The organism is Arthrobacter sp. efr-133-R2A-63 (genome assembly GCF_030209795.1).
GTDB lineage: Bacteria > Actinomycetota > Actinomycetes > Actinomycetales > Micrococcaceae > Arthrobacter > Arthrobacter bambusae_A.
In genome coordinates, this window is record NZ_JARVRG010000009.1 from 80649 (window position 1) to 102906 (window position 22258).

25 protein-coding genes are annotated in these 22258 nt (G+C 65.5%); 20 read left to right on the top strand and 5 right to left on the bottom strand.

The genetic code is table 11. From position 1 onward, the window contains the following. Positions 1 to 4: 4 nt before the first annotated feature. The 6 genes from QRN45_RS04540 (at position 5) to QRN45_RS04565 (ending at position 5026) form a co-directional block, all read left to right on the top strand. Positions 5 to 1084 carry an ABC transporter ATP-binding protein gene (locus tag QRN45_RS04540; protein WP_241708080.1) on the top strand — a complete coding sequence of 360 codons (1080 nt, stop codon included), beginning with the start codon at positions 5 to 7 and terminating at the stop codon, positions 1082 to 1084. Then, positions 1081 to 2628, top strand: a complete 1548-nt coding sequence (locus QRN45_RS04545; protein WP_241708081.1) for an inositol monophosphatase family protein — start codon at positions 1081 to 1083, stop codon at positions 2626 to 2628. The genes QRN45_RS04540 and QRN45_RS04545 overlap by 4 nt, the downstream gene beginning before the upstream one ends. After that, positions 2615 to 3448 carry a DUF6454 family protein gene (locus QRN45_RS04550; protein WP_241708082.1) on the top strand — a complete coding sequence of 278 codons (834 nt, stop codon included), beginning with the start codon at positions 2615 to 2617 and terminating at the stop codon, positions 3446 to 3448. The genes QRN45_RS04545 and QRN45_RS04550 overlap by 14 nt, the downstream gene beginning before the upstream one ends. Before the next feature lie 56 nt (positions 3449 to 3504). After that, entirely contained in the window at positions 3505 to 3681 is a 177-nt protein-coding gene (locus QRN45_RS04555) for a hypothetical protein (protein ID WP_171983423.1), read from the top strand. A 143-nt stretch (positions 3682 to 3824) separates the two neighbouring features. Beyond that, a complete protein-coding gene (locus QRN45_RS04560) occupies positions 3825 to 4127 on the top strand; it encodes a DUF4193 domain-containing protein (protein WP_078106360.1) in 303 nt (100 codons plus the stop codon). A 353-nt stretch (positions 4128 to 4480) separates the two neighbouring features. Then, positions 4481 to 5026 (top strand): AMIN-like domain-containing (lipo)protein, encoded by a 546-nt coding sequence (locus QRN45_RS04565; protein ID WP_284762528.1) that lies wholly within the window; start codon positions 4481 to 4483, stop codon positions 5024 to 5026. A 64-nt stretch (positions 5027 to 5090) separates the two neighbouring features. On the opposite strand, the gene QRN45_RS04570 is transcribed toward QRN45_RS04565, so the two are convergent. From QRN45_RS04570 to QRN45_RS04590, 5 genes are all read right to left on the bottom strand, one after another. Next, positions 5091 to 6656, bottom strand: a complete 1566-nt coding sequence (locus QRN45_RS04570) for an APC family permease (RefSeq protein ID WP_241708084.1) — start codon at positions 6654 to 6656, stop codon at positions 5091 to 5093. A gap of 466 nt (positions 6657 to 7122) precedes the next feature. Beyond that, positions 7123 to 7509 carry a flagellar assembly protein FliW gene (fliW, locus tag QRN45_RS04575; protein ID WP_241708085.1) on the bottom strand — a complete coding sequence of 129 codons (387 nt, stop codon included), beginning with the start codon at positions 7507 to 7509 and terminating at the stop codon, positions 7123 to 7125. Further along, positions 7506 to 8393: a flagellin N-terminal helical domain-containing protein gene (locus tag QRN45_RS04580; protein ID WP_241708086.1), complete on the bottom strand. Its 888-nt coding sequence runs from the start codon at positions 8391 to 8393 to the stop codon at positions 7506 to 7508. The genes fliW and QRN45_RS04580 overlap by 4 nt, the downstream gene beginning before the upstream one ends. Before the next feature lie 3 nt (positions 8394 to 8396). Continuing rightward, on the bottom strand, positions 8397 to 9818 hold the full coding sequence (gene flgK, locus QRN45_RS04585; protein WP_284762529.1) for a flagellar hook-associated protein FlgK: 1422 nt from the start codon (positions 9816 to 9818) through the stop codon (positions 8397 to 8399). Positions 9819 to 9893: 75 nt separating this feature from the next. After that, positions 9894 to 10394 (bottom strand): flagellar protein FlgN, encoded by a 501-nt coding sequence (locus QRN45_RS04590; RefSeq protein ID WP_241708088.1) that lies wholly within the window; start codon positions 10392 to 10394, stop codon positions 9894 to 9896. A 299-nt stretch (positions 10395 to 10693) separates the two neighbouring features. On the opposite strand from QRN45_RS04590, the gene QRN45_RS04595 reads away from it, so the two are divergent. The 14 genes from QRN45_RS04595 (at position 10694) to QRN45_RS04660 (ending at position 22249) form a co-directional block, all read left to right on the top strand. Continuing rightward, on the top strand, positions 10694 to 11581 hold the full coding sequence (locus QRN45_RS04595; RefSeq protein WP_241708089.1) for a flagellin N-terminal helical domain-containing protein: 888 nt from the start codon (positions 10694 to 10696) through the stop codon (positions 11579 to 11581). A 111-nt stretch (positions 11582 to 11692) separates the two neighbouring features. Beyond that, the gene (gene fliD, locus QRN45_RS04600) at positions 11693 to 13093 is read left to right on the top strand and encodes a flagellar filament capping protein FliD (RefSeq protein WP_284762530.1); all 1401 of its coding nucleotides are present in this window, start codon (positions 11693 to 11695) and stop codon (positions 13091 to 13093) included. Between the two features lie 3 nt (positions 13094 to 13096). Beyond that, complete coding sequence (fliS, locus tag QRN45_RS04605; RefSeq protein WP_241708091.1) at positions 13097 to 13528, top strand: flagellar export chaperone FliS; 432 nt, start codon at positions 13097 to 13099, stop codon at positions 13526 to 13528. Positions 13529 to 13532: 4 nt separating this feature from the next. Next, positions 13533 to 13808, top strand: coding sequence for a hypothetical protein (locus QRN45_RS04610; protein ID WP_241708092.1), 276 nt, complete (start codon positions 13533 to 13535; stop codon positions 13806 to 13808). Positions 13809 to 13943: 135 nt separating this feature from the next. Then, positions 13944 to 14285 carry a flagellar basal body rod protein FlgB gene (locus QRN45_RS04615; protein ID WP_078106350.1) on the top strand — a complete coding sequence of 114 codons (342 nt, stop codon included), beginning with the start codon at positions 13944 to 13946 and terminating at the stop codon, positions 14283 to 14285. Then, positions 14285 to 14677 (top strand): flagellar basal body rod protein FlgC, encoded by a 393-nt coding sequence (locus QRN45_RS04620; protein ID WP_241708093.1) that lies wholly within the window; start codon positions 14285 to 14287, stop codon positions 14675 to 14677. Before QRN45_RS04615 ends, QRN45_RS04620 begins: the two co-directional genes overlap by 1 nt. After that, the gene (gene fliE, locus QRN45_RS04625) at positions 14677 to 15018 is read left to right on the top strand and encodes a flagellar hook-basal body complex protein FliE (RefSeq protein WP_241708094.1); all 342 of its coding nucleotides are present in this window, start codon (positions 14677 to 14679) and stop codon (positions 15016 to 15018) included. The genes QRN45_RS04620 and fliE overlap by 1 nt, the downstream gene beginning before the upstream one ends. Beyond that, complete coding sequence (fliF, locus tag QRN45_RS04630; RefSeq protein ID WP_284762531.1) at positions 15018 to 16637, top strand: flagellar basal-body MS-ring/collar protein FliF; 1620 nt, start codon at positions 15018 to 15020, stop codon at positions 16635 to 16637. Before fliE ends, fliF begins: the two co-directional genes overlap by 1 nt. Then, positions 16634 to 17662, top strand: a complete 1029-nt coding sequence (gene fliG / locus QRN45_RS04635) for a flagellar motor switch protein FliG (RefSeq protein ID WP_284762532.1) — start codon at positions 16634 to 16636, stop codon at positions 17660 to 17662. The genes fliF and fliG overlap by 4 nt, the downstream gene beginning before the upstream one ends. Beyond that, positions 17652 to 18266 carry a FliH/SctL family protein gene (locus tag QRN45_RS04640; protein WP_241708097.1) on the top strand — a complete coding sequence of 205 codons (615 nt, stop codon included), beginning with the start codon at positions 17652 to 17654 and terminating at the stop codon, positions 18264 to 18266. Before fliG ends, QRN45_RS04640 begins: the two co-directional genes overlap by 11 nt. Beyond that, positions 18263 to 19594 (top strand): FliI/YscN family ATPase, encoded by a 1332-nt coding sequence (locus QRN45_RS04645; protein ID WP_241708098.1) that lies wholly within the window; start codon positions 18263 to 18265, stop codon positions 19592 to 19594. The genes QRN45_RS04640 and QRN45_RS04645 overlap by 4 nt, the downstream gene beginning before the upstream one ends. Beyond that, entirely contained in the window at positions 19591 to 20016 is a 426-nt protein-coding gene (locus QRN45_RS04650; protein ID WP_078106343.1) for a flagellar FliJ family protein, read from the top strand. The genes QRN45_RS04645 and QRN45_RS04650 overlap by 4 nt, the downstream gene beginning before the upstream one ends. Next, positions 20013 to 20771 (top strand): C40 family peptidase, encoded by a 759-nt coding sequence (locus tag QRN45_RS04655; protein WP_284762533.1) that lies wholly within the window; start codon positions 20013 to 20015, stop codon positions 20769 to 20771. The genes QRN45_RS04650 and QRN45_RS04655 overlap by 4 nt, the downstream gene beginning before the upstream one ends. Then, positions 20771 to 22249: a flagellar hook-length control protein FliK gene (locus tag QRN45_RS04660; RefSeq protein WP_241708099.1), complete on the top strand. Its 1479-nt coding sequence runs from the start codon at positions 20771 to 20773 to the stop codon at positions 22247 to 22249. The genes QRN45_RS04655 and QRN45_RS04660 overlap by 1 nt, the downstream gene beginning before the upstream one ends. The last annotated feature ends 9 nt before the right edge of the window (positions 22250 to 22258 follow it).

Consider the following 22258-nt stretch of genomic DNA (forward strand, 5'->3'; position numbering starts at 1 on the left):
ACCCATGACAATCCATGAACCATTGACCGAACTGCCCGCCAGCCCCACAAAGCCGGGCACACCGGCGTCGGGCGGTGGCCTGGCCATCCGCGGCCTCCACAAGGTCCTCGGCGGCCGCACCATCATCGACAACCTCGATCTCTCGGTCAAGGAGGGCGAACTGGTGTCCTTGCTGGGGCCCTCCGGCTGCGGCAAGACGACCACGCTGCGCATGATCGCCGGCTTCCTGGAACCGGACTCCGGCTCCATCGAGGTGGAAGGCCAAGAGGTATCGCACCTCGGCGCGGAGAACCGCCCCAGCGCGATGGTGTTCCAAAACTACGCGCTGTGGCCCCACATGACCGTGGCCAAAAACGTCGGCTTCCCGCTGAAGCTCCGCAAAATGTCCAAGGCGGAGATCAAGGACAGGGTGGAAGCCGTCCTGGAGCTGGTCAGCCTTTTGCATCACAGGGATTCCAAGCCCGCCCGCATTTCCGGCGGCGAGCAGCAACGCGTGGCTTTGGCCCGGGCACTCGTCCAGGAGCCGAAGCTCTTGCTCCTGGACGAACCCTTGAGCAACCTGGACGCGAAACTGCGGGTCAAAGTGCGTGAAGACATCCGCAAGATCCAGCAGGAACTGGGCATCACCACGGTCATCGTCACCCATGACCAGGAAGAAGCGATGTCCATGTCCGACCGCATCGCCGTCATGAATGCTGGCCGGATCGAGCAATACAGCACACCGGAAGCCCTCTATGCCCGCCCGGAAACCGAGTTTGTGGCCACGTTCATCGGCAGCATGAACCGCATCGAAGGCTCGCTCAACAACGGACTTATTGCCACGGGCCCGGACATTCTCGGGATCCGACCCGAGGACGTCATCCTGGCGGACGCGCCCTTCGCGGGTGCGGTTCCGGCGACGGTCGAGAGGGTTGTCCCGCGCGGACACTTCCAGGAAGTGTACGTGCGCAGGGCCGACGCCCAGCTCCGCAGCTTTGTCAGCGGCGAGCCCATGCGGCCAGGCCAACAGCTCTATGCCGGCATCCGCAAGGCCATGACCTTCCGGGACGGACGCCTGGTAGCAGAGGCAGGTGCCTCACTGTGAGCAACACCATTGACACCACAAGGACCCGCGCCACGGCCCATCGCGGCGACTCCAGCAAACATCTGGAGAACACGCTGCCCGCCATCGCCTCTGCCGTCGACGCGGGTGCGGACCTGGTGGAGGTGGACGTCCGGGTCACGAAGGACGGGCAGGTGATCCTGCTCCACGATGCCTCCCTGCTCAGGATCTGGAGCCTCGACGCCGACGCTGCAGACGTCGACTATGACCGCATCAGGCAACTGGGCGCCGGCGAGGAGCGGATTCCCCTGCTTTCCGAAGCCATAGAGCTTTTCCGCGGCCGCCGGTCAACCTTGCTCATCGACATGGACGAGCCCGGCCCCGCAGGGGCGGCTGCCGCCGTCGTGCGCGAAAGCGGCATCGAAGTGGCCTGGTGCGGGAACCTGGACGGAATGCGGATCATCCGTGCCCTCGACCAGGACGCCCGGATTTGGCTGCCCTGGAGCAAGAGGACGGCCCCGCCGGACGAGCTGCTCGCCGAGCTGAATCCCGAGTTCGTCAATTCCGAGCACGTGGTCCTCAGCAAGGACATGGTGGAACAGATCCACGCCGCGGGGGCCAAGGTTGCGTGCTGGACCATTGATGATCTCGAAACAATGCGCTGGGCCTTGGGACTCGGCGTGGATTCGATCACGAGCAACCAGCTGGACCTGTTGCAAAGCGCCATCGCCGAAGACCCGCAGGTGTGGGATTCGGCCCGGGCTCCCGGGGGACTCGCCGGAGATGAAGTTCTTGAGTCCCGGAAAGTCGCGTTGGAGCTGGCCGAATGGGTCGTCGGGTACATGCGCGACGCCGATCGCGGCCAGGTCTCGACCAAGGCGCACCCTGCCGACCTGGTCACGGAAGTCGATGTCGCCGTCGAGCGCCACGTCCGCGAAGTGATTGCCGCCCGCCTTCCCGGCCACACAGTGGTTGGCGAGGAAATGGGTGGAGTCGCGGTGCCCGGCGCACCATGTTGGTACCTTGACCCGGTCGACGGGACGACCAATTACGTAAACCGGATTCCGTGGACGGCCTTCTCGCTTGCCTTGGCTGTGGACCGCAAGCCAGCTGTCGCCGTCGTCGTTGATCCCTGGCGAGGCGAGATTTTCGAGGGGTGGGCGGGTCACGGCGCCTGGCTCAACGGAATACCGCTAGCACTGGCTCCCGGGGGGAGTTCGACGGCGGCCCTGGCCGGAACCGTGGTGGCGACCGAACTCGCGGGACACCTGCCGTGGCCCGGGATGCTGGAACTGCTCGCGGAGCTGGGCGAGCGGCACTGCATCATGCGGATCATGGGTTCGGCGACCATGACGGTGGTGGGCGTAGCCGCCGGGCGCGGCGCGGGGGCGATCATCGGGAGTTTCAGCCCGATCGACCACCTGGCGGCGACGCTTATTGTTCAGGAGGCTGGAGGCGTCGTGCTCAACTCCGAAGGCGAGATGGACACGTTCCCGGAACAGGGCGGGGTCCTTGCCGCCCGTCCGGAATACGCAGCCGAGCTTTACGAATTGTGGAGGCAGGCGCATGCCGATGCGGGAGACTGAGCTCCTCTCCGCGCTCGACCGGCGGAGCCGCTTCGAACCGCTCGGGGAGATCCGCCTCGATTTTCCGACCCACCACCCGCAGGGCATGGCGTTCGCCAGGGGACTGACGTTCTTGTCCTCCGTTGAGATCCTCGATGCGCCGCGCCCCGCGGCGGATCCCGCACTGCGCACTCCCGGACGGGGGAGCGGGCACGTGTTCGTCCTCGGACCGGACGGCGGGCTGCTGCGCGATATTCCCGTGGGAGAGGACGCCGCGTATCACCCCGGTGGTATCGATTTCGACGGCGACCACGTGTGGGTTTCCGTCGCCGAGTACCGGGCCGCGAGCAGAAGCATCGTCTATACGATCGATCCGGACACCTTCGAGGTCAGCGAGCGGTTCCGTGTGGACGACCACATCGGTTGGATCCTCCGCGATCCCGGACTGGACCTGGTGTTCGGCGGAAGCTGGGGTTCCCGGCAGCTCTACACCTGGGACACGGACGGGCGGCTGCTGGATCAGTGGGAGAACCCCGGGCACTTCGTCGACTACCAGGATGCCCAACTCCTGGGCCCGGGACTCCTGCTGTGCAGCGGTATTTCCCTCTTGCCGGAGGCCGATGGCGGTGTCCTTGAACTCGGAGGACTGGCGCTGGTGGAACCGGTTCGGAGAAGAGTCAGTCGGGACGTGCCCATCAGCGTGTTCAGCGGCGCGGGTCACGTCATCACCCGCAACCCTGTCACCGTCACCTCGGATGAATCCGGACTGCTGATTCACGCTGCTCCGGATGACGGCCACGACGACGGCGGCACGCGGATACTGAGCTACAGGATCATTTAACACGGCTGTGACAGGGCGGAAACGGGTCCTGAATGCGGCCTCGGTAGTTTGGCCGCATGATCGTCTCCATCATGTCCAAGGTGAGCGCCTGGATCGAAGCTGCCTACTTCTACGACGCCGCCGAGCTGGGGGCCTCCGGAGCTACCGAAACCACCCGCTACGGCTGGCTCCCGGCCCTCAGCGGTGTGGCCATCGCGGACGCTCAGGCCAGGAAAATGCGGGCTGGGGAGTAGCGAAAACCCCGGGATTCCGGGGTTTTTACGTGGCCAAATGTCTCGTTGGACACACTATTCGTTGATGGCGTGTACTATGCCCTAAACTGCTTCACTGAGGTGCCTGAAATGGCACTATGCAGCAACGAAAGTGAACCACAACAATGGCTACCGATTACGACGCCCCACGCAAGACCGAAGAAGAGTCTCCCGCCGAATCGCTCGAGGCCCTTCAGGCATCGCGCGGCTCCGGTGCCCAGACTGCTGTGATCGACATCGACGAGAACGACACAGCCGAAGGCATCGACCTTCCGGGCGCCGATCTGTCCGGTGAAGAACTGACCGTCATCGTTGTCCCGGAGCAGTCCGATGAATTTACGTGTTCATCGTGCTTCCTGGTCCGTCACCGGTCGCAGATCGCGCTGGAAAAGAACGGCCTCAAGTACTGCCGCGAGTGCGAAGGCTAAACCCCGCACGCAAAGCAGCCCCGCACGACTGGAATCCAGCAACACCACACCAGCCGGGTGGGGCTTTTGCATGTCACGCCCAGCAGACTTTTGGCAGATCGTGCCCGCACCTCGCGACCCCTCAGCAGTAACCCATTCGGCGTCGTTATCCGGGATAACGAACGGGGGCGCGAAACAGCGCCAAAGCCCGGGAAAGACGCAGAATCCAGGCTGCGTCATCACGTCCCCGTGACCCTTCGCGATCTCCACTAACGGTTGGGGGCCGAAGCGGAAACGAAGCCACCGAAAGGTCCCGGACACTCCTACGCTTTGAGGTATCGGATCTCTCAAGTATCTAAGGGGAGTGGGTCCCGGTGAGAAGGTTTCACGCGTGGTTGGGAACAGTGTTAGTGGCCGTCGGGCTCGGCCTCGTGGCTCCGGGACCAGCGTCCGCCGCTCCGTATTGCGGGATTGTGTGGGGATCGCTGGCGAAGTCCAACCCGGCGCTGGCCCAGGCACAAGTGGTCAATGTCAGGACGGGCCCGCAACCATGCTTTGACCGCCTGGTGATCGACCTGAACGGCGCCGTTGCCGGCTACTCGATCCGTTACGTTCCACAGGTACTGCAGGACGGCTCGGGACTTCCCGTTGACCTGAGAGGCAATGCGTTCCTGCAAATCACAGTCAACGCACCGGCGTACTCCGCCGGCGGCAATGCCACGTACACCCCGGCCGACAAGAACGAACTGACGAACGTCTCAAGCTACAAGACCTTCCGTCAGGTGGCTTACGCGGGCAGCTTCGAGGGATACACCAGCCTTGGCCTGGGTCTTCGCGCCCGCCTCCCGTTCAGGGTCGTCACTCTGGCCGGTCCGGGAACGGGATCGCGCCTGGTGATCGACGTCGCGCACATGTGGTGAAGCGACCACAAAAGAAGCCCTGCCCCGGGTGATTCCGGAACAGGGCTTCTCGCGCGCTGAAGGGTTACTCCGGAACTACGAGGGCCGGAGTGTCCTTGCGGAGGGTTTCGCCGCGGAAGAAGCCGGGCCGGACGCGGGCCATGATCACCATGACCACCGCTCCGAGGACCAGAATGCCCACGCCGATGATGAAAACGAGGCCGACGCCGAAGATCTCGGAACCGCTGCCGAACGACGGGGACCAGCTGTCCACTGCAGTCTGGATGAAGACGAGGGTCAGCACGACGCCGCCGACCACCGGGAAGAGCAGGCGCATGAAGAAGTTGCGGACGCTGCTGAACACGCTGTGCCGGAAGTACCAAGCGCAGGCAAAGGCGGTCATTCCGTAGTAGAAGCAGATCATCAAGCCCAAAGCCAGGATGGTGTCGTTGAGGACGTTCTCGCTGACCACCTTCATGATGGCGTAGAACCCGCCGGAGATAGCCCCGGCCATGATGGTTGCGAATCCGGGGGAACCGAAGCGCTTGCTCACGGTGGAGAACTTGTGCGGGAGGGCGCCGTAGTGACCCATGGCGAGAAGGCTTCGGGCCGGTGAGGCCATGGTGGACTGCAGGGACGACGCTGTGCCTGCGAGTACGGCCAAGGACATGAGGATGGCCAGGGGGCCCATCACGGGTGAAGCGAGTGCGGCGAAGATGTTGGACTGGTTGTCCGGGTTGTTGAGCCCGATGCCGTCTCCACCGACGCCTGCCACCATCATGGTCGCGACGATCACGGCGACGTAGAGTCCCAGCACGGCGATCGCCGTCGTGGTGCCCGCTTTGCCGGCTGTGCCTTTGCCGCCTTTGGTCTCTTCATTGACCGTCAAGCAGACGTCCCAGCCCCAGTAGACGAAGACCGCCAGGGACATGCCGGCAGCGAATTGCTCAAAGCTGCTGATCTTCGTGGGGTCGAACCAGTCCCAGCTGAAAGCAATGGCCGTGGGGGTGTCACCGGAGGAAGCGTGGGTGAGTGCCATGACGACGAAGACGCCCAACACCACAACCTGGAATCCCACCATGGCGTACTGCACCAGTTTGGTGGCATGCAGGCCCCGGTAGCTGACCCAGACAGCCAGCGCGACGAAAGCCAGGCACGTGGCGATGTTCAAGGCTTTGTTGGAGGTGAGGTCGGCAAGATCGGGATTGCCGAACACCTGGGCGAGGAAGAGGTAGAAGAAGTCCACCGCGACGCCTGCCAAGTTGGACAGGACGATGATGTTCGCCGCGAGCAGCCCCCAACCGCCCATCCAGCCGATGAACGGGCCGAATGCCTTGGTGGCCCACGTGAAGGTGGTGCCGCTGTCCGGGGAGTCCGCGTTGAGCTCCCGGTAGGCGAACGCCACGAGGATCATCGGGATGAAGGCGACGATGAAGATCGCAGGCAGCTGAAGGCCCACCGCATTGACCGCCGGGCCGAGTGAGCTGGTCAGGCTGTAGGCGGGTGCCACGGAGGAAATACCCAGGACGACGACGGCGAGGAGCCCCAGCTGCCCCGTCTTGAGTCCTTTGCCGCTGATGCCGTGTTCGGTGCCGGCGGGATCGTGGGCCTCCACGGTTTTCCTGGCGCTTGGGCGGGTTATTTGAGTCATGTGCCTGGCTCTTTCTAGATGGGCCGAAGATTGTTGCTGGGTGATGCAGTGAAAGCCGTCTGTGGGGTCATCGAAGCTGATGGCGGGCGGGAGAGGTTGGGGCGCCCGGGTTGGTGGTGTGGATCATGATGGCTGTTCTCCGGTGAGACGGGAGTCACTAAATGAATGACGTTCATTTAGTATGAACGCGCAGAAGCCTGGGCGCAAGTGGTTTGCCGAAACAATTTTGGTTTGGGAGTGGATCACCTGAGCGGGCGTTCGCCGGAAATGGCCCAAAGGTGAGCGGGCGTTGTGGAGGGCCGATGGGTCGGGCGACGATCCCGCAGCGCAAGACAGGACGCTCGCTCACATATGCAGTAAAAACCGGCGACGCTCGCTCGGATATGCGGTCAAAAGCGCAGACGCCCGCTCAGATCATCTGAGCGGGCGTCTGCCGGGAGGGGCCTAAAGGTGAGCGCGCGTTTGCTTAGGCGCTCAGCTCGGCCCGGAGAGGGTATTCCTTGCTGTCGAGGAGCAGTTGCGTGCAGCGTCCGGTTTCCGGGTTGAGTACGATGGGGGCCGCGAGATTGACCGTTGTCTTTTCGGGAGTCGGGTTGACCACTACCAGCGTGGTTGCCAGCTCGGCCCGGTCCAGCCCGAGGTCTTCCAATGTCGTGCGGGGGATGGCTGGCGCGTAGTCCGGAAGATAGACGGCGGCCTCGGCCAGGAACATCCGGATGCGCGGACTGGCCGATTCCATCGCGTAGAGCCCGGGGGCGCCGTCGATTCCCCGCAAGGCGAAGCCGGCAGAGGCTTCGAGCCCCGGCATGGGCGCCGTGAAGCTCAATTCGCGGGAAGCCTGTGCCGTGCTCATTTCAGGAAATCCATGAGCGTGGGCTGCAACGTCTTGGCAGTGACAGCGAGGGCAACCTGGTAGTTGGTTTCCTGCAGCTTCAAGTCCATGACCGCCTTTCCTATGTCTGCGTCTTCAATGCCGGAGCGTTGGACCTCAAGCGAGGCCTTCAGCCCGTCCACGGAGTTCTGCGCGCTCATCAGCTTCGTCTGCCGCACTCCGACGTCTGCCCGTCCGCTGATGACAGTTTTGATGCTGTCGCTGAGCGCCGTCAAGCGGCTGCCGACGTCGGCACCGGAGCGGATGTCGGCGACGACGTTGCTCACCAAGGCGAAGACCGAGGTGGCGCCGCTCCCGAAGATCGCACCGCCGTCGGCGTCTACGCGCACCGTCTGGTTCGCATCGACGCGCCGCTGCACCGTACTGCCCGGCGTTCCATTGAAGACGGGTGGCGTGGCATTGCTGAAGGCGCCGGCCGAATCGGAACTTCCCGCGAAGACATTGCGGCCAAGGTACTGCGTGTTCGCCTGCGCGAGGAGGTCGTTGTTGAGTCCTTCGATTTCGACGGCGATCGCCTCCTTGGCGGTGCTGTTCAGGGAACCGTTGCCAGCCTGCACTGTGAGGTCACGGACCTGGTTGAGGATGTTGGTGGCCTGGCCGAGGGCCGAATCGGCGGTTGTCAGCCAACCATTGCCGTCGTTGATGTTGTTCGAATACTGTCCGGCGGCGCTGATCTGTCCCCGCACGGCAAAGGAATTCGCCAAGCCCGTTGGGTCGTCGGAGGGCCGGGTGATGTTGGTAAGGTTGGTGGCCTTGTCCTGCAGGGCTGCGAGCTTGGCCGAACCCGCCTGGAGATTCAGCTGCGCGGCGGCGGCCATCGTCTGAGTGGTGACTCTGTTGAGCATGGCTTACCTTCCCACCAATCCGGTGTGGTTGATCAGGACGTCGAGGGTCTCGTCCACCGCAGTCAATGCCCGGGCGGCCGCCTGGTAGGCGTGTTGGTTGGTGAGGAGGCTGATGTTCTCCTCGTCGAGGCTTACGGAGGCTCCTGAGGAACGCTGCCCGACGGCGGCAGCGCTCGCCGCGTCGGCGAGCTGCTGGTGCTGCTGTGCCGAACGCGACGTTGTGCCGATTCCTGTGACAATTCCGGACCATAGAACGTCGGGGGAGCCCTGCCCGGTGCCGATTTGGGCCACGGCGTCCGCGATGCTGCCGTCGAGGGCGCCGGAGCCGGGGCTGCCGGTGGCGATTCCTGCGGCGCTCGTCGGGACGACGCTGAGGGACAACGCAGCCGGAGCGCCGGGGTTGGTGGCGAAGAAGTCGAGGTTGGTGGCACCAGTGGTGGACTGTCCGGTACGGTGCACGGCATTGACGTCGTTCATCAGTTTGGTGGCGAAGGCGTTGTAGGACGCGGCGGCTTCGGCGATGGCCCCGCCGGCACCTCCCGGAGCGGCCGGGGCGAGGAGGGAGACCGCACCGGCGAGCTTTCCGCCGTCGAGCGGTACCGCGACACCGGGGCGGTCCGCCCACTCCAACTGGACTGGCGCGCCGGGCGCGCCCATGCTTGTCTGGCCTGCCAGCGCGAGGTCGCGGTGCGAGGTGCCGGAGACGATGGCGTTCCCTCCGACGAAAACGTCCACCGTGCCGTCGTCGTTGTCCCGGACAGTGCCTCCGGCCAAGGACGAGATGGTCTCGGTCACCTGGTTGCGGGCATCAATAAGTTCGTTGGCGGAGCCTCCCGAGGCCGTCACAGAGCGGATGGTCGCGTTGAAGTTGGCCACGCGGGCGGCGGCGTCGTTCAGGGTGGAGACGGTGCTTTGGGCTTCTCCGTGGACGCGGGTCCACTGCGCGTCCACGGCCTTGTAACCGTTCGAAACAGCATTGGCGAGGGTTGTACCTGCCTGAAGCAGCATGCCGGCGGGCGCGGCTTCTCCCGGGTTGTTGGAGATGCCTTGCCAGGAGGACCAGAAAGTCTGCAGCGCCGTGGATATCCCGGAAGGCCCCGGCTCGTTCAGCGAGCCTTCGAGCTGCTGGAGCTCGGTGGAACGGTATCCGGCGTAGCCGGCCTGGGCAGCCGTGGAACGGACGCCGGCGTCGAGGAAGCTATTGCCCAGACGGGCGATTCCATCGACGGATACGCCTTGGCCCGGCTGGACCCCGGCCGCGACAAGGCCCGTCCGGACCGGCGCGCTGAGGGCCGATTGTTCGATGCGTTGCCTTGTGTAGCCGTCCGTGCCGGCGTTGGCGATGTTCTGCCCCGCCACGTTGATCGCCTGCTGCGCTGCGGTGAGGCCCAAGTAGGCCGTATTGAGTCCGCCGAATGTGCTCACTGCTTTGTCCTTTGGGTGATCCGGACCTCTAGTGGTCCGGCCTTTGCTTAGCCGTCCGTGTTTGATGAGTTCCGGTCAGAATTGCTGGTCGAAAAGACGGGAGGGGGTTGAGTCCGGGGTCCTGCCTTGGACCCCTGTCCGGCCATGGGAGTCGTAGGTCCCGGCGGCCGGCTTCAGATCCGCCATGGTTTCCTGGGTGGAACGGACGGCAGCGCGGAGGAACTGCTCGTTTGAATCACGCAACTGCTTGATGGTGGCGGTCTGCTGCTGCATCGCATTCAGGTGCGAGGACAAGACGTCGGCCCAGGCCGCTTCCGGCGCGGACGAGGCAAGCGTGCCCAGCGAGGACTCCGCTGGCAGGCCCCATTCCTCTGCCACGGCAGCCACTTCCACCGCCCTGGCAAGGCCTGCCTTGGACAAATGTTCCAGTACTTGCTCGACTTCCCGCGTGCCATGCGGCAACCATCGGGATTTGCCCGCTGTGAGGAGCAGCTGCTCTTCCTCCAGCTTGAACGTCAGCAGGTCCAATAGCTCACGTTCCCGCCACAGCAGGGCCGACAGTTCATGGATGGCCATGTCGGGTCAACTCCAGTTCCGGGTTGGTTTTTCGGGTGCATTGCCGCGAGAAGGCACTTTCCCCTGTGCCTTCGCCGCGCCAATGACAACTATCGGCTGCAGTCGCCCACGCGTTAGGCGTTGTTCATACATGATTTGTCTGCTTTGTCCAGTCAAGCGGCGCCCTGCGGATTTTGTGGGCTGCCGCAAAATTTCCCTGCGGATTTTTGCTAACCAAAAGGAACGTTGTTCCGATAACCAGAAGTGACAGGCCACGGACGGCCTGGAGTACCAGCAGACCCAATCACGGAGGAAACACCATGGGCATGGCAATCAACACAAACCTGATGGCGAACAACGCCTACCGCAACCTCAGCAACACCCAGAACGACGTGGCCAGCTCGATGCAGAAGCTTTCCAGCGGCCTGCGCATCAACAGTGCAGCTGACGACGCTGCCGGCCTGACCATCTCCGAAGGCCTCAAGTCCCAGGTTTCCGGTTCTGCCGTTGCAGCCCGCAACGCCCAGGACGGCATCTCGGTCATCCAGACCACGGAAGGCGCACTCGGCGAAGTCACCTCGATCCTGCAGCGCATGCGCGACCTTGCCGTACAGGGCTCGTCTGACACGAACAACGCCAATGCGCGTGCAGCCATCAAGACCGAAGGCGACTCCCTCGGCCAGGAACTCGACCGCCTGACCAAGGGTACGAACTTCAACGGCATCGACCTGCTCAAGGGCAACACCGGCACCGGCGTTTCCGCCACCGGCACCCTGAGCATCCAGGTCGGCACCGGCAGCACCGGCAACGACAAGATCGACATCAAGGTCGGCGACGTAGCCACGGCGGTCGGCAACCTGTCCGGCGCAGCCGGGGCCACCGACTTCAACGTCACCGACACGGTGGCTGGCGACGGTACAGCTAGCGCAAACGCTCAGGCGACGATCGCCAAGATCGACACGGCGATCAAGAACATCACCACCCAGCAGGCAGGTCTGGGTGCCACCCAGAACCGCCTGCAGCACGCGATCAACACCCTGAACGTCTCCGGTGAGAACCTGCAGGCCGCACAGTCGCACATCACCGACGTCGACATGGCCCAGGAAATGGTCAAGTTCACCAAGGCCAACATCCTGCAGCAGGCCGGTACGGCCATGCTGGCACAGGCCAACCAGTCCGGCCAGGGTGTCCTCAAGCTGCTCGGCTAGAACCGGACCGCCTAGCGGATCCATCGCCGGTGGCGGTCAGCTCGGGTCCTGTTCCCGACTGGCCGCCATTGGCCGTTAGCGCAGCAGCATAACTTTGGAAGGAATCCCCGAGTGGGAACATCGATTGACGGCCTCGCCAGCGGCCTGAACACCACCTCGATGATCGACGCGCAGATGGCCGTGGAAGCACTGCCCCAGCAGCAGCTGCAGTCCAAGGTCACCTCCGACCAGTCGATGATCAACGCGCTCAACAGCCTCAACACCCGCGTGACAGTGTTGAACTCCCTTGCCACGTCCATCTCAGCGCCGGGCGCGACCAATCTGTTCACGGCCACCACGAACAACCCGGCCGTCACGGCCACCGCGTCCACCACGGCGACCACGGGCTCGATCGATGTGACGGTGACCCAGTTGGCGTCCACGAAAGTCGGTGTCACCGAAGCCCTCACCACGTGGCCCACCGATGCGTCCGGCAACCCGGCACACCTCACGCTGGTTGACAAGAGCGGCAAGGCCACCGAAATCACCCCCGCTTCCACGAGCCTTGACGATGTGGTCAAGGCCGTTAATGCCGCCGCCGGGGGAGCGACCGCGGTGAAGGTCCCGGCCGGCAACGGCACTTATCGCCTGCAACTGACCTCCAGCACGAGCGGCGCAGCGGGCGACTTCCAGGCCTATCAGGGCACTGCCGCCGATGTCACCGCAGGGACTGCAACGGACCTGTTTGCCGCGCCGACTGCCGCCATCGTCAAACCGGCCGCGGATGCCCAGGCTGTCCTGTATGCCGGAACCGCAGCGCAGCAGACCATCACTTCGTCCAACAACACGTTCAGCGAGATCCTTCCCGGGGTTTCGGTGACCGCAACGGCCGTGAGCTCCTCACCGGTCACCGTCACTGTCGCAAGCGACACGGCCGGCATTACAAAGAAGGCCAGCGACCTGGTCTCATCGGTGAACGATCTTTTGGGCTACATCGCGACCAGCAGCGCGGTGAGCACGACCACGAGCGCCGCCGGTGTCGCCAGCGCCCAGGGCGGTATCTTCACCGGAAACAGCTCCGTGCGGGGTATCAGCGACGCCGTTACCGAAGCGGTGGTGGCCCCGGTGAACGGCAAATCGCCCTCCGAATACGGCATCGTCATCGAAAAGGACGGCACCTTCACCTTCGACAGCGGCAAGTTCGCCTCGGCGATGGCGGCCGACCCGGCCGGAACCCAGTCCGCCTTGTCGCAGATCGCCACGAGGGTCGCCTCGGCCGCGACGAACGCCTCGGACCCGGTGAGCGGCTCCATACCGCAGCTGATCAAGGGGCAGCAGTCCGAAGTGACGGATCTGACCTCCCAGATCGCCGATTGGGATGTTAGGCTCGCGGACCGCCGCGCCTCCCTCAAGGCTGTCTACACCAACATGGAGGTCCTGCTCGGTGGCCTGAAGTCCCAGGCATCGTGGCTCACCGGCCAGATCTCCGCCCTGTCCAGCTCGTCCTCATCCTCCTCGTCGTCAGGAAACTAGACCGTGACAGCCACAGCACTTCGAGCCAGCCAGCTCAGCAAGTACAACACCGACGCGATCCTCTCGGCCCCACCGGCCAGGCTCCTCACCATGCTGTACGACCGCCTCCTGCTGGACCTGGGCCGCGCCCAATTCGCCCAGGAGAACGCCGATTGGGGCGTCGCCAGGGAAAACCTCCTGCATGCCCAGGCGATCGTCACGGAGTTGTCCTCCACCTTGAAGACCGACGCTTGGGATGGCGCCCCCGGACTGCTGAGCATCTACCAGTACTCGATGGAAGCCTTGATCGGGGCCAACATCTACCGCGACGTCAACCGGACCAAGGAATGCATCGCGCTGCTGGAACCGCTGCGGCAAGGCTGGCATGACGCCTCTTCGCAGCTTCCTGCCCAGGGCGCGACCGCCAGCACGATCGGCACCCTCGGTGTCGGCTGACCCGATGCGGGAATGGTCCGACATCCTGGACCGGCTGGAAGCCGATATCGCCGTCGCGGTCTCCGGGGGAGAGCCGGTGCCCTGGAATCCCCCTGCCGAGGCCGGGCCCCTTCCGCCGGCTCTGGTGGACAGGGCACGGAGGCTCCTTGACGCGCAGCTGGAATCCGTGAACATCCTCGGCAAAATCCGGAACGACGCCCTTGCCCACCTGGACGCACTCAGCACAGTCCCTGGAAGCCGCGATGCCTCGCGTCCGTTGATCCTCGACGTCCAAGGCTGAAGAAAAGTACCGAAAACTATCCCTGAATCGACTAACGGATCCTCGGCGCGTGCCGATGGTGGAAGTTGAGCAGGGATTGCTCGATGCACGGCCACGGATCGGCCTCTTCATATCTATTCGCGAAGGCAGGCCGACGTGTTCGACTCAGTGACTTCTGTTGCGCTTGGCAGCGCCCTGGATGGGCTCTCCTTGCGCCAGAACACCATCGCCAACAACATCGCGAACATCAATACCCCGAACTACCACGCCAAAAGGGTGCAGTTCGAAGACGCGCTCGCGGCCTCGGTGAGCGCCGGTAATGGTTACGCTGCACCCACGGTGTCAACGTCGCAGGAACCCACCCAGCTCAACGGCAACAACGTTAACCTGGACACGGAAACCCTCTCCAACGTGGACACCGTCCTGCGCTACCAGTTCGCGGCCCGGGCCGTCGGAGACGAATTCACCGCGATCCGCACGGCACTGAGGACCAGCTGATGACTTTTGACGCCATCGGCATTGCCGGCTCCGCCCTGACTGTCCACCGCAAGTGGCTCGATGCCGTCTCGGACAACCTCGCGAACATCAACGACGTGTCCCGCACCAGCGGCAAGGCCTTCCAAGCCCGCTACGTCGAAGCCGCCGAAGGCAGCGATGGAAACGGTGTGTACGTCAAGAGCACCCCCCAGGGCAGTGCCACCGGCAGGCTGGTGTACCAACCGGACCATCCCCTTGCCGACGCCCAGGGGTACGTGCGTTATCCGGACATCGACCTCTCCGAACAAATGGGTGCGCTGATTGTGGCGCAACGCGGCTACCAGGCCAACGCGCAAGTTGTCGACCGTGCCCGTGAGACTTACCAAGCAGCGCTCGAGATAGGAAAATCCTGATGGCTTTGGACCCGATCGGCGCAATTCAGGGCAGCGGAGGTCTTTCCGTGCAGGGCGTCACCGGCACCGGCTACCTGGGCAGCACAGACAGCGTCAGCGGAACCACCGGGGCGGCGGGCGGCAACGGCTTTGCGACGGCGCTGACCGGTGCCGTGGACAACCTCCAGTCACTGCAATCGACGTCGAACCAGCTGGCGGTATCTGCGGTGACGGGCAACCTCGACGACATCCACAAAGCGACGATCGCCGCCACGCGCGCCCAGATCACCATGGAGCTTGTCTCCACGGTACGGAACAAGGGCGTTGACGCGTTCAACGAGATCATGAGGATGCAGGCCTGATGCCCCCACAGATTGCCGCTTTCTTCCGCAAGATAGGCGATGGATTCAAGGGCTTCACCGCCGGGCAGCGCACCATCGCCATCATCGGCATCGCCGTCCTGGTGCTCGGCGGAGTGGCCCTGTCAGCATGGTTGGGGAAGCCGTCCTACTCGCCGCTGTTCTCGGGCTTGAAGGACACGGACGCCAACAGCATCGTGGAGCAGCTGCGCAAGGACAACGTCCCGTACGAGCTCAGCAACGGCGGTTCCACCATCCTTGTCCCCGACGACAAGGTCAACGACGAACGGCTGAAAGCGGCCGCGGCGGGCCTGCCGGCGGCCGCGGCCACCGGCTATTCGCTGCTGGACAAGCTCGGAGTGACTTCCTCCGAATTCCAGCAGACCGTGACGTACAAGCGCGCGCTTGAGGGCGAACTCGCCACCACCATCCAGGCCATGGACGGCGTCAAGACCGCCGCCGTTCAGCTCGCCCTTCCGGCAAAAACGGTGTTCACCGCTACGACTCCGGACGCCACGGCATCCGTGTTCGTGGAAACGCAGCCGGGTATCACCCTGTCCGCAGACAAGGTCCAGGCCATCGTCCACTTGACCTCGGCGGCGATCGAAAACCTGAAGCCAACGAACGTGACCGTGGTGGACTCCCAAGGCAACGTCCTCTCCACTGTGGGAGGGGGAGCCACCGGATCCTCGTCCAAGCAAGCCGCCGACTACCAGCAGCGCACCTCCGATTCGGTGAAGGCCGTCCTGGACCGGGTAGTCGGCCCCGGCAACGCCACCGTCGCCGTCGCGGCCGACGTGACTGCAGAGTCCGCGCAGCAGCGCAGCGAGACCTTCTCCACCGCCAAGGATGCCGCTCCGCTCAGCGAGAGCACCAAGACGGAGAAGTACACGGGAACCGGCGGCGGCGCCTCCGGTGTCCTGGGCCCGGACAACATTGCCGTGCCGGGCGGCACCAACGGCAACGGGACGTTCGACTCCAGCGACACCACCAAGAACAACGCCGTCAACAAGGTCACGGAGGACCGCACCATTCCGCAAGGCGCCCTCAAACGCCAGACAATCTCCGTCGCCATCAACCAGGCCGCGGCGGCAGGACTCAACGTCAACTCCGTCAAGGCGCTCGTCACTTCCGCGGCCGGTGTCGATCCCACCCGCGGCGACGTGGTCACGGTTGAGGTGCTGCCCTTCAGCACTTCCGCTGCAGACGCAGCGACACAGGCGCTGGGCGCGGCAAAAGCGCAAGCCGATGCCAAGCAACAGTCGGATTTGATGAATACCCTCATCCTGGCCGGAAGCGTCCTGCTGGCCGTGGTCGCGCTGATTGTGCTGGTGCTGATCCTCCTGCGCCGCCGCCAGCGCCGCGAGCCCGTCGATCTTGGCGAGCGGATGGACTACGAGATGCTGCCCCAAGCGGTGTCCGCTCCGGCGCTCGAAGGGCCCCCCGCCACGTCTGCGATCGAACTGCCGCCTGTGCATCCGGTTCCGGCGTTGCCGATGTCTGGAGCCGAAGCTCTCGACGGCGAACGCCGGCGGGCGCAGATTGAGGCCATGGTTGCCGAGAACCCGGCACGGACCGCCGATTACCTGCGGGGACTCATGGATGAAAGGCAGCCGGTATGAGGGCCGGGGAGTTGGACGTAGGCGGCTTGACCGGTGCCCAGAAGGTGGCCGTGGTGCTGATGCAGATGAGCCCGGCCAGCGCAGCATCCCTCATGACCCAGTTCTCAGAGTCCGAGGCCGAGGACATCGCGGGCGAGATCGTGCGCTTGCGCCGCGTCTCGTCAGCCGTGGCGGACCATGTCCTGACAGAATTCCACGACCTTGCGGTCAGCGGGCGCCGCACGGCCCGCGGCGGCCAGGAATTCGCCGTCGGGCTCCTGGAAGCGTCCTTCGGTGCGGACAAAGCCGCCGGTTTCATGGACCGTCTCGCATCCACGATGGCCGGGAAGTCCTTCGAATTCCTGGAAATGATGGATCCGGGCCAGCTCCTGGCCCTCATCGACGGCGAAATGCCGCAGACCATTGCCTTGATCCTGGCGCATTTGCGGCCGGGCAAGGCATCCGCCGTCATGGCCGGCCTGGGCGACGTGCAACGGAGTGAGGTGGCCCGTTGCATCGCCACCATGGGGATGGCTTCGCCGGAAGCCGTGGGCATCGTGGCCGAGACCCTCAAGGTTCGCGCCGGAGCCGTCATGTCGCAGAGGAAGTCGAGTGAGATTGTGGGCGGCATCCAACCCCTCGTCGACATCATCAACCGATCCGACATCAACACCGAGCGCTCCGTGTTGGAAGGCCTGGAAACCCTCGATCCGGACCTGGCCACGGAAGTGCGCGCCCGGATGCTGACGTTCGTGGACATCGTGAAGTTGGAACGCCGCGACATCCAGCAGATCCTGCGCGGCGTTAATGCCGAAGTGCTCGCCGTCGCCATGAAGGGTGCGCCCGCCGCGGTGCTCGAGGCAGTGCGCACCAACGTTTCCGGGCGCAACCTCGAAATCCTCGAAGCCGAGATGGCTTCCGCCGGGCCTGTGCGCGCCTCCCAGGTTGAAGAGGCGCGGGCAGAGATTGTCCGTTCCATCCGTGAGCTTGAGGCCGAAGGCGCCATCGTGGTCCGGCGCGGCGAAGAAGACGACTATGTCTACTGAGGCCGGACTCCGCAGGGTGGTCTTCCCGGACATCCAGCCGGCCACGAGCTCACGCAAGGAGGACCGGGGGTACACCCAGGGACACGCGGCAGGCTACGCGGCCGGAATCCGGGCAGCGGCCGCCGAACAGCTGGGTCTCCGGGAACAGCTTCAAGCCGAACACCGCGCAATGCTCGACGCCGGGCGCCTGGCCGTGGGGCACGCTGTCCGTGCGCTCGAAGCGGCGGCCGCCGAGTCCCGGCAGCGCCGCGGCGCCGTGCTGGAGGAAGCACAGGACGTCTTGGCAGCCGGTGCGATGGAACTCGCCGAAGCCATCCTGGGCTACGAGCTCAACGACGGCGCGAACACCGCCCGCGCCGCTTTGGCCCGGGCCCTGGCAACGGCTTCCGACGTGCAAACAGTGACCACTGTCCGGCTCCACCCGGAGGACCTCGCCGCGCTGACCGCCGTCGACATCGGGAGCGTGGCCGGCGTCGAACTCAAGGCCGATCCCGCACTGGACCGCGGCGATGCGATCGCGGAGTATCCGCAGGGCTGGCTCGACGCCCGGCTCGGTACCGCGGTGGACAGGGCCAAAGCAGCCCTGTTGGGGAACGACGCATGAGCCTTACCGCATACCGGCCGCACGCAGGCCGTTTCCGCGCAGCCCTCGCCGCCGCGGCACCGCAGCGGGTGGGCACTGTGACGTCCGTGCTCGGCCTCGGCCTGGAGGTCTCCGGGTTGGACTGCGCGGTGGGAGATCTGGTCACCATCGGTGAGGCCCCAGGACTCGACGCCGAAGTGGTCGCCTCAGTCAGTGGCGCCGTGCGCTGCATGCCGCTGGGACGGTTGACCGGAGTGGCCGCGGGAGACCCGGCCCGTTCCAAAGGCGCTCCGATCCTGGTCCCTACCGGCCGCGGCCTTTTCGGGCGGGTATTGGATGGGCTCGGGCGTCCGATCGACGGCAAGGGCCCATTGCCCGCGAGTCCCATGGTCCCCCTGGACAACGAAGCCCCGTCCGCGATGCACCGCGCCCGGGTGGACACCCCGCTCCAGACGGGCGTCCGTGTCCTGGACACCATGGCCACTCTTGGCCGCGGTCAGCGCATGGGGCTGTTCGCAGGCTCGGGCGTCGGCAAGTCCTCGCTGCTGTCCATGATCGCCCGCGGCACCGACGCCGAAGTCTCCGTGATTGCCTTGGTGGGGGAGCGCGGGCGCGAAGTGCGGGAGTTCCTGGAAGATGACCTCGGTCCCGAAGGCCTGGCCCGTTCAGTGGTGGTTATTGCAACGTCCGATGAACCTGCCCTGATGCGCTTGCGCGCCGCCGTCACGGCCACCCGGATTGCCGAATCCTTCCGCGAGGCCGGCCAGGACGTGGTGCTCATGATGGATTCGCTGACCCGTGTGGCCATGGCCCAGCGCGAAATCGGCCTCTCCGCCGGAGAACCTCCCGCCACCCGCGGCTACCCGCCGTCGACCTTTTCCGTGCTGGCGCGGCTCCTGGAACGCGCCGGCACCGCCGAAACCGGATCCGTGACCGGTATCTACACGGTGCTGGTGGACGGCGACGACCACAACGAACCGATCGCCGACGCCGCCCGCTCGATTCTCGACGGACACGTGGTCCTGGACCGGAAGCTCGCCGTCACGGGGCACTTCCCCTCGGTGGACGTCCTTGGATCGGTGTCCCGCGTGGCTTCCAAGGTCAACTCCGCTGATCGCACTGCGCTCGCGGCCTCCCTGCGCAGGGTCCTCGCCGCGCGGCGCAGCACGCAGGACCTGATCGACGTTGGGGCCTACCACCGTGGCAGCAATCCCTTGGTTGACGCGGCGCTGGACCATGAAGCCGCCATCAACGGGTTCCTGCAGCAAAGCATGGACGATTCCACCCCGTACAGCGAGTCGTGGCCGGAACTCTTCCGCCTCTCCGCAAGCCTCGAAGGAGCCGCGTGAACCGTCAGTTCTCCCTGGCCGGGCTGTTGCGCCTGCGCCAGACCCAGCAGGATGCCGCTGCCAGCGGCCTGGCGCGCGCCAACTCCCGGACCGCGTCCTTGCGATCCCGGCGCGCTACCGCCCGGGAAGAGCTGGCCGAATCCGCCGGAGATCCCGGAAGCTCCGCGTCGCTCCTGGCCATCGCGGCCTCCCGCGCGTCCGCGCAAAGCATGTTGGCTGAGCTTGACGCCTTGGCCGCCAGCGCGGAAGCTGAAGCCGCCGAGGCCCGTGCCGAATACACCGAGGCAAAGCGCCGGGCCGTGGGACTGGAGAAACTCGAAACCCGTCACGGCGCCGCTTTCGAGGCTTACGCGCTGCACGCCGAACAAAGCGTGCTGGACGAGATCGCGTCCTCCGCGTGGCACCGGAAGGCCACCTCATGAGCATGGCGGAGGCCATCGGGCGCATCCAAAGCATCCAATCGGTGTTGCAGCAACTTAGCCAAGGCATCAGCCCGCAAGCAACTTCCGCGACGGCCGACCCTTCCGCGACGGCCGACCCTTCCGCGGGTACGGCCTCTTCGACGGACGCGGCGTCCTTCGCGCAAGCGCTGAGCACCGCCGTCGGGGGATCGACGACGCCGGACGTCAGCCAGTTCGCTTCTTCCTTGGGCCTCGACGGCACCGCGGGCCTCGACGGCACCGCGGGTCTCGCGGGAACTGCGGGCCTCTCCGGCGTTGCAGCCCTCCCCGGCAATGCCGCGCTCTCCGGCATTGCGGGCCTCGGAGTGCTTTCGGGGGTCGGAACCGGCACGGCCGCCGGCGGTGTCACCGGCGATGCCGTAGTGGCTGACGCCAGGAAATACGTGGGCGTGCCCTACGTGTGGGGCGGCACGGACCCGGCCGTTGGCATGGATTGCTCGGGCTTCGTGCAGCGCGTCTTCAAGGATCTCGGCGTCAATCTGCCGCGCGTCGTCAGCGATCAAATGCGCCAAGGCACGCCGGTGGCGTCCTTGGCCCAGGCCAAGCCCGGCGACCTCCTGGTCAGTTTCGGCGGCGAACACATCTCCATCTACCTTGGCAACGGCAAAGCGATCGACGCTCCCGTCCCCGGCCAGACCATCCAGATCCGCGATGCGTGGGAACAGCAGTCCAACTTGACCGCGATCCGCCGCATAGTCCCGGCGGGAGGCTCGTGATGCAGTTGCCTCCCGCCGTTGCGGCCTCCCCGCGTCCGGCTGTTCCGGGCTCTCCACTGGTGCCGCAGCTTGGCGCCTCCGCCGGTTTCGAGTCAGTGATGAACAGCGTGCTGGCATCGGACGCGAAGACCTCCGATGGGCCCGCGCAGCAAGCGCCCGACGGCGGCGCGCAGGGGAAGCCCGCAGCCGACGGTACCGTGCCGCTCGCCCGAGCCGCCAAGCCGGAGGGGACGAAGGTCCCCAAGGACACGGTGGATGCGGCGGGTGCTGTGGATGCGGCAGGTGTCGTTGCGGGTGCTGTTGCCGCTGTTGCGGCAGGTGCTGTTGCGGGCGCGGCCGCAGCCGGCGGTCCCGCAGCCGGGACCGCTGCTCCGCAGACGGGCAGCTCGGGCGGCGCTGTGCCGGTCAAAGTCGGCGTGGTTGACGGTACGGCGCCGGCCAGAGTGGTTGCAGGCACGCTGGCCACGGCAGGCCTTGCCGTAGGGGTGGATACGGGCAGCATCCAGGCGGCGCTGACGGCAAACCCGGCGCCTTCGAACGCCCCCGGTACTTCGGCCCAAGGGCCTGTGGTCCCTCCTCTTTTGGTCCCTGCTCCCTCTGTGCCGGCAGTGCTGGTCGGAAAGCCTGGTCAAAGCTCACGCCAGACCGGTCAGATCCCGGCCAGCCCATTGCCGGCCAGTCTGCAGCCTGCCGGCACTCAACCGTCGAGCCCGTTGCCCGCGAGCCCCCTCCCCGGAACCGCGCTGCCCACTAAACCGTTGCCCGCCGGCCCCGAACCCGGGGTCAACGCGACCGCGGCCCCGGCAGGCGAGTCCGCCACCGCCGTCGCACTTCCCGCCGGGAAACCTGCGACGCAGCAGGAGCCACAGCGGATCCTCGGGCAGGACACTCCCGCCGCCCCGGCACTCGCGCTTCCTGCGGGGATTCCTGCGGGGATTCCTGCGGGGATTCCGGCTGGGATACCGGTGGTGGTGCAGCCAGCGTCGCCGCTCCAGGAAGCTCCTTCGGCGGCCCCCGCAGGCATGGCACCACTCACGCCCCAGGCAGACCCGGCGAAACTCGTGCCACAAGTGTCCGGGCCGCTGTTCTCCCTGGCCTCGGCGGCGCCCGGCGCCCATGTCATGACCTTGAAGCTGTCCCCGGAAGACCTCGGCCCGCTGACGGTCCGGGCCCATATCGACGGTTCAGGGGTGCGGATCGAATTGTTCGCCCCCGGAGAAGCAGGCCGCGAGGCAGTGCGCAGCATCCTGCCGGAACTGCGGCGCGGACTCGGCGAATCAGGCTTCGGCGCCAGCCTCGACCTGTCCGAACACAACGCTCCGGCCGATGCCGGCGCGGGAGGCTCGGACCCCCGGGACCGACGCCCGGCCGATAGCCCCGCCTTCCCGCGCGGCAGCGACGGCGAGCCGGTTCGCCTGCCGCGGACCGCCGTCGTACCTCCCCGAAGCAGTACCAGCAGCCTGGACATTCTTGTCTGATGAAGGAGA

What these genes read in the sequence shown, in the direction of transcription:
- QRN45_RS04560 (WP_078106360.1), top strand. Translation starts at nt 3,825, where the DNA reads ATGGCTACCGATTACGACGCCCCACGCAAGACCGAAGAAGAGTCTCCC.
- fliE (WP_241708094.1), top strand. Translation starts at nt 14,677, where the DNA reads ATGGCTTTGGACCCGATCGGCGCAATTCAGGGCAGCGGAGGTCTTTCC.
- QRN45_RS04640 (WP_241708097.1), top strand. Translation starts at nt 17,652, where the DNA reads ATGTCTACTGAGGCCGGACTCCGCAGGGTGGTCTTCCCGGACATCCAG.
- QRN45_RS04570 (WP_241708084.1), bottom strand. Translation starts at nt 6,656, where the DNA reads ATGACTCAAATAACCCGCCCAAGCGCCAGGAAAACCGTGGAGGCCCAC.
- fliF (WP_284762531.1), top strand. Translation starts at nt 15,018, where the DNA reads ATGCCCCCACAGATTGCCGCTTTCTTCCGCAAGATAGGCGATGGATTC.
- QRN45_RS04550 (WP_241708082.1), top strand. Translation starts at nt 2,615, where the DNA reads ATGCGGGAGACTGAGCTCCTCTCCGCGCTCGACCGGCGGAGCCGCTTC.
- QRN45_RS04620 (WP_241708093.1), top strand. Translation starts at nt 14,285, where the DNA reads ATGACTTTTGACGCCATCGGCATTGCCGGCTCCGCCCTGACTGTCCAC.
- QRN45_RS04660 (WP_241708099.1), top strand. Translation starts at nt 20,771, where the DNA reads ATGCAGTTGCCTCCCGCCGTTGCGGCCTCCCCGCGTCCGGCTGTTCCG.
- QRN45_RS04540 (WP_241708080.1), top strand. Translation starts at nt 5, where the DNA reads ATGACAATCCATGAACCATTGACCGAACTGCCCGCCAGCCCCACAAAG.
- fliG (WP_284762532.1), top strand. Translation starts at nt 16,634, where the DNA reads ATGAGGGCCGGGGAGTTGGACGTAGGCGGCTTGACCGGTGCCCAGAAG.
- QRN45_RS04580 (WP_241708086.1), bottom strand. Translation starts at nt 8,393, where the DNA reads ATGCTCAACAGAGTCACCACTCAGACGATGGCCGCCGCCGCGCAGCTG.
- QRN45_RS04645 (WP_241708098.1), top strand. Translation starts at nt 18,263, where the DNA reads ATGAGCCTTACCGCATACCGGCCGCACGCAGGCCGTTTCCGCGCAGCC.
- QRN45_RS04610 (WP_241708092.1), top strand. Translation starts at nt 13,533, where the DNA reads ATGCGGGAATGGTCCGACATCCTGGACCGGCTGGAAGCCGATATCGCC.
- QRN45_RS04555 (WP_171983423.1), top strand. Translation starts at nt 3,505, where the DNA reads ATGATCGTCTCCATCATGTCCAAGGTGAGCGCCTGGATCGAAGCTGCC.
- QRN45_RS04590 (WP_241708088.1), bottom strand. Translation starts at nt 10,394, where the DNA reads ATGGCCATCCATGAACTGTCGGCCCTGCTGTGGCGGGAACGTGAGCTA.
- QRN45_RS04655 (WP_284762533.1), top strand. Translation starts at nt 20,013, where the DNA reads ATGAGCATGGCGGAGGCCATCGGGCGCATCCAAAGCATCCAATCGGTG.
- fliW (WP_241708085.1), bottom strand. Translation starts at nt 7,509, where the DNA reads ATGAGCACGGCACAGGCTTCCCGCGAATTGAGCTTCACGGCGCCCATG.
- QRN45_RS04595 (WP_241708089.1), top strand. Translation starts at nt 10,694, where the DNA reads ATGGGCATGGCAATCAACACAAACCTGATGGCGAACAACGCCTACCGC.